Origin of the sequence: Streptococcus sp. DD11 (assembly GCF_001578865.1) — a bacterium.
Lineage (GTDB): Bacteria > Bacillota > Bacilli > Lactobacillales > Streptococcaceae > Streptococcus > Streptococcus panodentis.
Genome location: NZ_KQ969395.1, coordinates 308,306 through 315,493, shown reverse-complemented (window position 1 = coordinate 315,493; position 7,188 = coordinate 308,306). Strand labels below are relative to the sequence as shown.

Sequence of the window (7,188 nt, the reverse complement as noted above, 5' to 3'; positions counted from 1 at the left end):
ATGCTGTTGCCATCAATGGTGTGACAGGAAAAAGCGGTGATTACCGCAATGATTTGGACCAGCACTTGAGCAAGCTCCATGATATTGCTGAGATTCCAGTACTGACGGGCTTTGGCGTTTCGACCCTGGAGGATGTTGCCCGTTTCAATCAAGTCTCAGACGGTGTCATTGTCGGATCCAAGATTGTCAAAGCTCTTCATGAAAAGGACGCCAGTATCGCAGCCTTTATCCAAGCAGCAGCAGCTTATAAGAAATAAGCACCGCCACGCCGAGCAAAAGACAGGGCACAAATGCCAGCCTGTCTTTTTTCTGTTTAAAGCAGAAGCAGGCGAGGCCGGAGAAAGAGGCAATCTGGATGAGAATGAGAATTTCTGTCAGGCTGAAAATAGCAGCGCAGGAAGCCAGAAAGAGAAAGTCGCCAGCGCCAATCCCCATATTCCAGACATAGGCCAGCAGGCCCAGCAGCAAAAAGCCGAGCATCAGCCAGCTGAAGCCGGCCGTCAGAGTCAAGATGAGGTGAAACATCAGCCAAATCATCAAGGGGTACTGCTGCTCCCGCTGATCGTAAATTGCCAGAGTCAGACCCATAGAGAGCAGCAGAAGCTGGCTGGCGGAGAGGATCCCGAATGAAGCTGTCAGAAAAAGACTGCCCAAGACACATTCAAAAAGCAAGTAGCGCAAGGGAATCCTGCCGCTGCAGAAACGACAGCGCAGGCAGTTGATGAGCTGGGAGAGGATAGGGATTAAATCTCGGGGTGCCAGTTTTTGCCCGCAGCGGTTGCAGTGACTGGCTGGTCTGATGACTGAACGCTCCGGGAAGCGATCAATCACCAGCCCCAGAAAAGAAGCGATACTGCTGCCGACGAAGAAAAAATATAGATGAATCATACTTATTTATTCGCATTTTTCGCTGAAATATTCTGAAATTTTGCAACTTTTCTCATAAAGATACTTTCTGAGTCAAAAGACTTGAATTTCTTATTTAGAAAGGTTATAATTAACTCATAATCACAAAGATTAGAATCATTATAAATAAGCGAGGTAAAAATATGACGCAAGTAAAAAATGAAGCAGTGACGGACGTAGCAACTTTCAGCAGCCAAAAGGCTCTACCTAAAACCAAGGCGATTCTCAACCAAGTTGTCGCCGATCTCTATACGGCTCACATCGCCCTGCATCAGGTGCATTGGTATATGCGCGGGGCTGGTTTTATGGTTTGGCATCCAAAGATGGACGAATACATGGAAACCTTGGATGAAACTTTGGACGAAGTCAGCGAACGCTTGATTACACTGGGCGGCAAGCCTTACTCAACTCTGACGGAGTTTATCCAACACAGCAATATCGAAGAAAAAGAGGGGACATTCAGCAAGAGTGTTGAAGAAAGCCTGACACGTGTCATTGAGATTTTCCGCTATCTGACCGGCCTCTACCAAAAGGCTCTGGATGTAACGGATGAAGAGGGTGATGATGTGACCAATGATATCTTTGTCGGAGCCAAAGCCGACCTTGAAAAGACCATCTGGATGCTGACGGCAGAAATCGGCCAAGCACCAGGCTTATAAACAGCTTATCCATGCAAAGCAGAAAGGAGCAGGTCTTCCTTTCTGTTTTTCTATAGCCCTTAAGGAACCCAGTCTGCAGGATGCCGTTGAGTTTAGGCTGTTGGTGACGGCCAAACCAGCGGGGAGCGATAATCTCTGTTTTTTCATTTCTTAACCATTCTGCTTCATTCTTCTCAAAAAATGAGGCAAAACCTGAGACGCATACCTCCTTTCTTTCTGTCTTGAAAAGAGGCTGAAAATTTGATAAAATAAGGCTCATGAAAACACTGTATGATGTTCAGCAATTTCTCAAAAGTTTTGGCATTATCATCTACATGGGCAAGCGCCTCTACGATATCGAAATGATGAAAATTGAGCTGGAGAGAATTTACGATGCCGGGCTGATGGATAAGCTGGATTATCTGGCAGCGGAATCTGTGCTGCGCCGAGAACATCAGCTAGAGTTAGAATATTTAGAGAAGAAAAAGGAGACTTGAGATGGTAACTTGGATTTTGTGGGCTTTGCTTTTGGGAATGCTGGGCTGGATGGGCTTTAACTATCTCCGCCTGCGTCGGGCGGCGAAAGTCGTGGACAATGGGGAATTTGAAGGCCTGATTCGTCAGGGGCAGCTGGTTGACCTGCGCGATCCGTCGGATTATCACCGCAAGCATATTCTGGGTGCTCGCAATATTCCCTCCCAGCAGCTGAAGGATAGTATCGGTGCGCTTCGCAAGGATAAGGCCGTTCTTTTATATGAAAACAGCCGCGGCCAGCGCGTGACCAATGCGGCTTTGTATCTGAAAAAACAAGGATTTAAAGAAATCTACATTCTTTCCTATGGACTGGATTCTTGGAATGGCAAGGTAAAAACAAGCTGATGGAGAGAAAATGTGAAAAAAAATATCGTAGGATATAGGCAAAATAGATTTCAAGTGTTATAATAAACCAATATTAATATTTAAGGAGTTTTTACAACATGTAGGAAAAGAAAAAATCTTCTTTGGTTTTAGGTATCCTATCTGTTATTTTTAGCCTTTTGTTCGCTTTGATTGGACTTGTTTTAGGAATCATTGGACTGGTTCTGGCTAGTTCACACCAAAAAGAGGCTAATTTGAATTATAATACAGAAAAAATTCTGAATATCGTCGGCATTGCTGTTTCTGCAATTAACATGGTTGCAGGGTTTATGATGGCTATGAATGCATTGGGGTACTAATCCCCTAAAAAGGAAGCTGGGACAAGCGTACCCAGCTTTCTGTGTTTCTGTTGTTTGATTTGCAAGCCACTGTGGCTGATTGCCATCTTCGTTGGCTTTTTTCAGCTCCAAAGATAACTAAAGCAGCTGTGCTGGGGTGGGGAGGCGAACTCTTTTGGTTTGTTTGGAGTTCTTTCCTACTCTTTTTTTTACCAACTTTCCTCCAAAAATCTTTTAATAGTCTGGAATTCTTCTTGATTCAAAGGGCGGTAATTTCCTTTGGCTAAGTCTGTATCCAATCTAAAGCCGGCAAAATGCGTGCGTTTGAGATAGATGACTTTGACACCGACAGCCAGAAACATTTTTTTGATTTGATGAAACTTGCCCTCAGAAAGAGTGACCGCAGCTCTGCTAAAAAAGGGGGCAGAGGAGTGAATCATCAGCTGTGCCGGCTGACAGACGGTACCGTCCAAAAAGACAATGCCTTTGGCAAAAGCGGCAACATCATCTGGGCTTAAAGGACCGTTGACCTCCACATAGTAGGTTTTGTCCACATGGTATTGAGGATGGAGCAGCTGAAATCCCAGAGGGCCGTTGTCTGTTAGCAGCAGCAGTTCTTCAGTGTCCCGATCCAGCCGACCGACTGAGTAAAGCTGCTCCTTGCAGTCTTCCTCTATCAAATCCAGTACGGTTGCTTTCTCGGTGTCACGGTTGGCAGTCACATAGCCGGCCGGTTTGTGGAGTATCCAGTAACGGTGAGGCTGGCCCTGGACAGCTTTGCCCTCTAGGCAGATAGTCTGAAGACCGCAGTCAACATTCTGGCTCAGTCGGCGGGCTGCTCTGCCGTCAACAAGGATTTGGCCTCGCTGCAGCAGCTGCTTCATTCTTTTGCGGCTGATATTCTGCTCAGCCAGCAGGCGGTCTAGTCGCATGGCTCCCTCCTTTTCCTTTTTCTTTATCATAGCACATTTTCCTGAGAGCTGCCTGATTTTTTTATGGAGGAGGGAGAAATGCTTGCTGAAAACATTTACACTTAGCTGAACCGTGTTTTTTGAGCCGGTCTGTGGTATAATTGTTCAGTTAGAAATAAAATTTAAAAATTCAGAGGAAATCATGACAAAATTAAGAGAAGATATTCGGAATATCGCTATTATCGCTCACGTTGACCACGGGAAGACAACCTTGGTCGATGAATTGCTCAAGCAGTCTCATACACTGGATGAGCGCAAGGAGCTGCAGGAGCGGGCCATGGACTCGAATGACCTAGAAAAAGAACGCGGCATTACCATCCTTGCTAAAAATACGGCCGTTGCCTATGAGGGCACTCGGATTAATATCATGGATACACCGGGCCACGCGGACTTCGGCGGCGAAGTTGAGCGGATTATGAAGATGGTTGACGGTGTAGTGCTGGTTGTCGATGCCTATGAAGGCACCATGCCCCAGACCCGCTTTGTGCTGAAAAAAGCCTTGGAGCAGGATCTGGTGCCGATTGTTGTAGTCAATAAAATCGATAAGCCGTCTGCCCGCCCGGCAGAAGTAGTGGACGAAGTTCTGGAGCTCTTTATTGAGCTGGGAGCGGATGATGATCAGCTGGATTTCCCAGTTGTCTACGCTTCTGCTATTAATGGGACTTCCTCCCTGTCAGATGATCCGGCAGACCAAGAGCATACCATGGCGCCGATTTTTGACACCATTATCGATCATATCCCGGCGCCGGTGGATAATTCTGACGAGCCATTCCAATTTCAGGTGTCCCTTTTGGACTACAATGACTTTGTCGGCCGTATCGGTATCGGCCGTGTCTTCCGCGGCTCAGTCAAGGTCGGCGATCAGGTGACTCTCTCTAAGCTGGACGGCACTACGAAAAACTTCCGGGTGACCAAGCTCTTTGGTTTCTTCGGTTTGGAACGGCGGGAAATCACTGATGCCAAGGCGGGGGATTTGATTGCGGTATCCGGTATGGAGGACATCTTTGTCGGAGAGACTATCACACCGACGGATGCAGTGGAGGCCCTGCCGGTCCTGCACATCGATGAGCCGACCCTGCAGATGACCTTCTTGGTCAATAACTCACCATTTGCCGGCCGTGAAGGAAAATGGGTAACTTCTCGCAAGGTGGAAGAACGCCTGCAGGCAGAACTGCAGACTGACGTTTCTCTCCGTGTAGACCCGACCGATTCGCCGGATAAATGGATTGTTTCCGGCCGCGGGGAACTGCATCTCTCTATCCTGATTGAAACCATGCGCCGTGAAGGCTATGAGCTGCAGGTGTCCCGTCCGGAAGTCATCGTCAAAGAAATAGATGGTGTTAAATGCGAACCATTCGAGCGCGTGCAGATTGACACACCGGAAGAATACCAAGGTTCCGTCATTCAAAGCCTGTCTGAGCGCAAGGGCGAAATGCTGGATATGGTGGCAGCCGGCAACGGCCAAACCCGTCTGGTCTTTCTGGTTCCTGCCCGCGGTCTGATTGGCTATTCTACGGAGTTCCTTTCCATGACCCGCGGTTATGGGATTATGAACCATACCTTTGATCAGTATCTGCCCCTCATCCCGGGTGAAATCGGCGGCCGCCACCGCGGTGCACTGGTTTCCATTGATGCCGGCAAGGCAACGACCTACTCCATCATGTCTATCGAGGAGCGGGGCACCATCTTTGTCAATCCAGGTACGGAAGTTTACGAAGGCATGATTATCGGGGAAAATTCCCGCGAAAATGACCTGACTGTCAATATTACCAAGGCGAAACAGATGACCAATGTCCGCTCTGCGACCAAGGATCAGACAGCGGTTATCAAGACACCGCGGATTTTGACGCTGGAAGAATCACTGGAATTCCTCAATGATGACGAATACATGGAAGTCACTCCTGAATCTATCCGCCTGCGCAAGCAGATTCTCAACAAGGCAGAGCGCGAAAAAGCCAATAAAAATAAAAAGAAAAAAGCAGCTGAATAAATGCTGGGAAAGGAGCAGCAAAATGGTCTATTTAATCATCGGAATCTTGATTCTGCTTTTCTATATTTTTGCTGTTCCCGCCAGTATCAAGGGGACGCTCAATGCGGTCACCTTGGTTCTCTTGATTGTGGCTCTGATTATTTTATTTGGTCTGGGTCTCTTTCAGGTCTTTCGGCTGCCGGCTGAGTACTTTGTGGGCTTCGGCCTGTCAGTGATTGCTATCTTGGCCCTGCGCGACATCAGCCGCCTGAAGCCGCCTAATAAATCAAAGAAACAGGCTGACCAAGAGTTGGAATAAAAAAGAAAAGAATGGAAAGCGAAAATCATTGATTTTCTGAATTTCCATTCTTTTTTTAGACAAGTTCGGCAATTTTTTTCAGTGCGGCCTGCCGTTCTGGGTCGGAGATTTTATTGACCCGGCCGACATTAAACCATTTTTTCTTTTGGACACCGACAGATTTCAAAGTGTTGCTGAGGACGATTTTTTTAGAAGCGTTGCCGGCAATGAAGCGCTCATACCAGGTGGGCCCGGCAGATGTGGAAAAGATGATGGCTTCCTGCAGGTTGGGCAGCAGACCTTCTAGGAGACCGGACGGCTTATCCCGATAGGCAAATTCTTTCAGAAAGACCTTGTCAAAGAAGCCCTTGACGATGGCGGGGACATCATTCCACCAGATAGGGTAGATGAAGATGAGCCGGCTGCTCTTTTTCATCACTTCCTGATAATGCTGAACCAGCGGATCCAGCGCCTGACCCTGGCTGAAGAGAGCCAGCTCTTCTTTTGTGTAAACCGGATTGAAACCGTCGGCATAGAGGTCCAAGAGTTCATACTCTTGCTTTTGGCTCCGAAGAGAGTCAAGAACCGTATTTAAAATAGCGTGGTTGAAGCTCTTGTCATAAGGATGCGCATAGATAATAGCGGTTGTCATAGTATACCTCCTATTGATAAAATGCAAAAGTTGTCTCGATGATGTGAGACAAACCGGCCGTTTGGGACGAGTAAATGCCCTGGCGTATCAGCGTGCTGATTCCCAAGATGAAGCTCCACAGGTGCATAAAGGCAAGGTTAAAATCATAATGTCCATTCAGAGAATCAATGAAGCGCTGGATGACTTCCCGATTGTAACGAAAGGAGGCGACATCCATCTCCAGCTGCAGATGGCCCGCTTCATCAAACTGGGTAGTCAGGGCATAGGGGCTGAAAAAGAGAAAGTCAAAGAGATGCGGATAGTCTTGGCAATAGCCAATGAACTGATAGCCCAGATGGACCAGCTCCTCTCTGGGAGTCTGAACCCCTTGCTTGCCGCTCTTGAGATAGGCTGCGAAATGGTCTGAAATCACTGGAATCAGAGCATTTAAGAGAGCGTTCTTGTTCTCGAAATGGCGGTAGCTGGCTGCATGGCTGACCTGGCATTGTGCGGTCAGTTTGCGGAGAGACAGGCTCTGCCAGCCCTCTTTTTTCAATCTGCTGGGCTCCTAGTCTGACC

Annotated in this window: 11 protein-coding genes; 7 read left to right on the top strand and 4 right to left on the bottom strand. The window is 47.6% G+C overall.

Translation table 11 applies throughout. The features are described 5' to 3' along the window. A partial coding sequence (locus STRDD11_RS09245) for a tryptophan synthase subunit alpha (protein WP_164828448.1) occupies positions 1 to 257 on the top strand: 257 nt, incomplete at its 5' end. Here STRDD11_RS09245 and STRDD11_RS09240 read toward each other — a convergent pair. After that, entirely contained in the window at positions 226 to 888 is a 663-nt protein-coding gene (locus tag STRDD11_RS09240; protein ID WP_128837072.1) for a prepilin peptidase, read from the bottom strand. The genes STRDD11_RS09245 and STRDD11_RS09240 overlap by 32 nt on opposite strands. 161 nt (positions 889 to 1,049) lie before the next feature. On the opposite strand from STRDD11_RS09240, the gene STRDD11_RS09235 reads away from it, so the two are divergent. From STRDD11_RS09235 to STRDD11_RS09220, 4 genes are all read left to right on the top strand, one after another. After that, on the top strand, positions 1,050 to 1,565 hold the full coding sequence (locus tag STRDD11_RS09235) for a Dps family protein (RefSeq protein ID WP_128837071.1): 516 nt from the start codon (positions 1,050 to 1,052) through the stop codon (positions 1,563 to 1,565). Positions 1,566 to 1,822: 257 nt separating this feature from the next. Then, entirely contained in the window at positions 1,823 to 2,041 is a 219-nt protein-coding gene (locus tag STRDD11_RS09230; RefSeq protein ID WP_128837070.1) for a YqgQ family protein, read from the top strand. A 1-nt stretch (position 2,042) separates the two neighbouring features. Further along, positions 2,043 to 2,423 carry a rhodanese-like domain-containing protein gene (locus tag STRDD11_RS09225; RefSeq protein WP_128837069.1) on the top strand — a complete coding sequence of 127 codons (381 nt, stop codon included), beginning with the start codon at positions 2,043 to 2,045 and terminating at the stop codon, positions 2,421 to 2,423. Between the two features lie 122 nt (positions 2,424 to 2,545). Further along, positions 2,546 to 2,761 (top strand): DUF4190 domain-containing protein, encoded by a 216-nt coding sequence (locus STRDD11_RS09220; protein ID WP_206512692.1) that lies wholly within the window; start codon positions 2,546 to 2,548, stop codon positions 2,759 to 2,761. Between the two features lie 188 nt (positions 2,762 to 2,949). Here the strand turns inward: STRDD11_RS09220 and STRDD11_RS09215 are convergent, their stop codons facing one another. Continuing rightward, the gene (locus tag STRDD11_RS09215) at positions 2,950 to 3,672 is read right to left on the bottom strand and encodes a pseudouridine synthase (protein ID WP_128837121.1); all 723 of its coding nucleotides are present in this window, start codon (positions 3,670 to 3,672) and stop codon (positions 2,950 to 2,952) included. Between the two features lie 181 nt (positions 3,673 to 3,853). Between STRDD11_RS09215 and typA the strand changes: the two genes are divergently transcribed. Next, positions 3,854 to 5,701 carry a translational GTPase TypA gene (gene typA / locus STRDD11_RS09210; protein ID WP_128837068.1) on the top strand — a complete coding sequence of 616 codons (1,848 nt, stop codon included), beginning with the start codon at positions 3,854 to 3,856 and terminating at the stop codon, positions 5,699 to 5,701. A gap of 22 nt (positions 5,702 to 5,723) precedes the next feature. Further along, positions 5,724 to 5,999, top strand: a complete 276-nt coding sequence (locus STRDD11_RS09205; RefSeq protein ID WP_128837067.1) for a DUF3165 family protein — start codon at positions 5,724 to 5,726, stop codon at positions 5,997 to 5,999. 55 nt (positions 6,000 to 6,054) lie between these two features. Here the strand turns inward: STRDD11_RS09205 and STRDD11_RS09200 are convergent, their stop codons facing one another. Continuing rightward, on the bottom strand, positions 6,055 to 6,630 hold the full coding sequence (locus STRDD11_RS09200; RefSeq protein WP_128837066.1) for an NAD(P)H-dependent oxidoreductase: 576 nt from the start codon (positions 6,628 to 6,630) through the stop codon (positions 6,055 to 6,057). A 10-nt stretch (positions 6,631 to 6,640) separates the two neighbouring features. Further along, positions 6,641 to 7,165, bottom strand: a complete 525-nt coding sequence (locus STRDD11_RS09195) for a TetR/AcrR family transcriptional regulator (RefSeq protein ID WP_128837065.1) — start codon at positions 7,163 to 7,165, stop codon at positions 6,641 to 6,643. Between the last annotated feature and the right edge of the window lie 23 nt (positions 7,166 to 7,188).

Excerpts from the sequence above, each read along its gene's own strand:
- STRDD11_RS09240 (WP_128837072.1), bottom strand. The coding sequence starts at position 888 with ATGATTCATCTATATTTTTTCTTCGTCGGCAGCAGTATCGCTTCTTTT.
- STRDD11_RS09235 (WP_128837071.1), top strand. The coding sequence starts at position 1,050 with ATGACGCAAGTAAAAAATGAAGCAGTGACGGACGTAGCAACTTTCAGC.
- STRDD11_RS09230 (WP_128837070.1), top strand. The coding sequence starts at position 1,823 with ATGAAAACACTGTATGATGTTCAGCAATTTCTCAAAAGTTTTGGCATT.
- STRDD11_RS09225 (WP_128837069.1), top strand. The coding sequence starts at position 2,043 with ATGGTAACTTGGATTTTGTGGGCTTTGCTTTTGGGAATGCTGGGCTGG.
- STRDD11_RS09215 (WP_128837121.1), bottom strand. The coding sequence starts at position 3,672 with ATGCGACTAGACCGCCTGCTGGCTGAGCAGAATATCAGCCGCAAAAGA.
- typA (WP_128837068.1), top strand. The coding sequence starts at position 3,854 with ATGACAAAATTAAGAGAAGATATTCGGAATATCGCTATTATCGCTCAC.
- STRDD11_RS09205 (WP_128837067.1), top strand. The coding sequence starts at position 5,724 with ATGGTCTATTTAATCATCGGAATCTTGATTCTGCTTTTCTATATTTTT.
- STRDD11_RS09200 (WP_128837066.1), bottom strand. The coding sequence starts at position 6,630 with ATGACAACCGCTATTATCTATGCGCATCCTTATGACAAGAGCTTCAAC.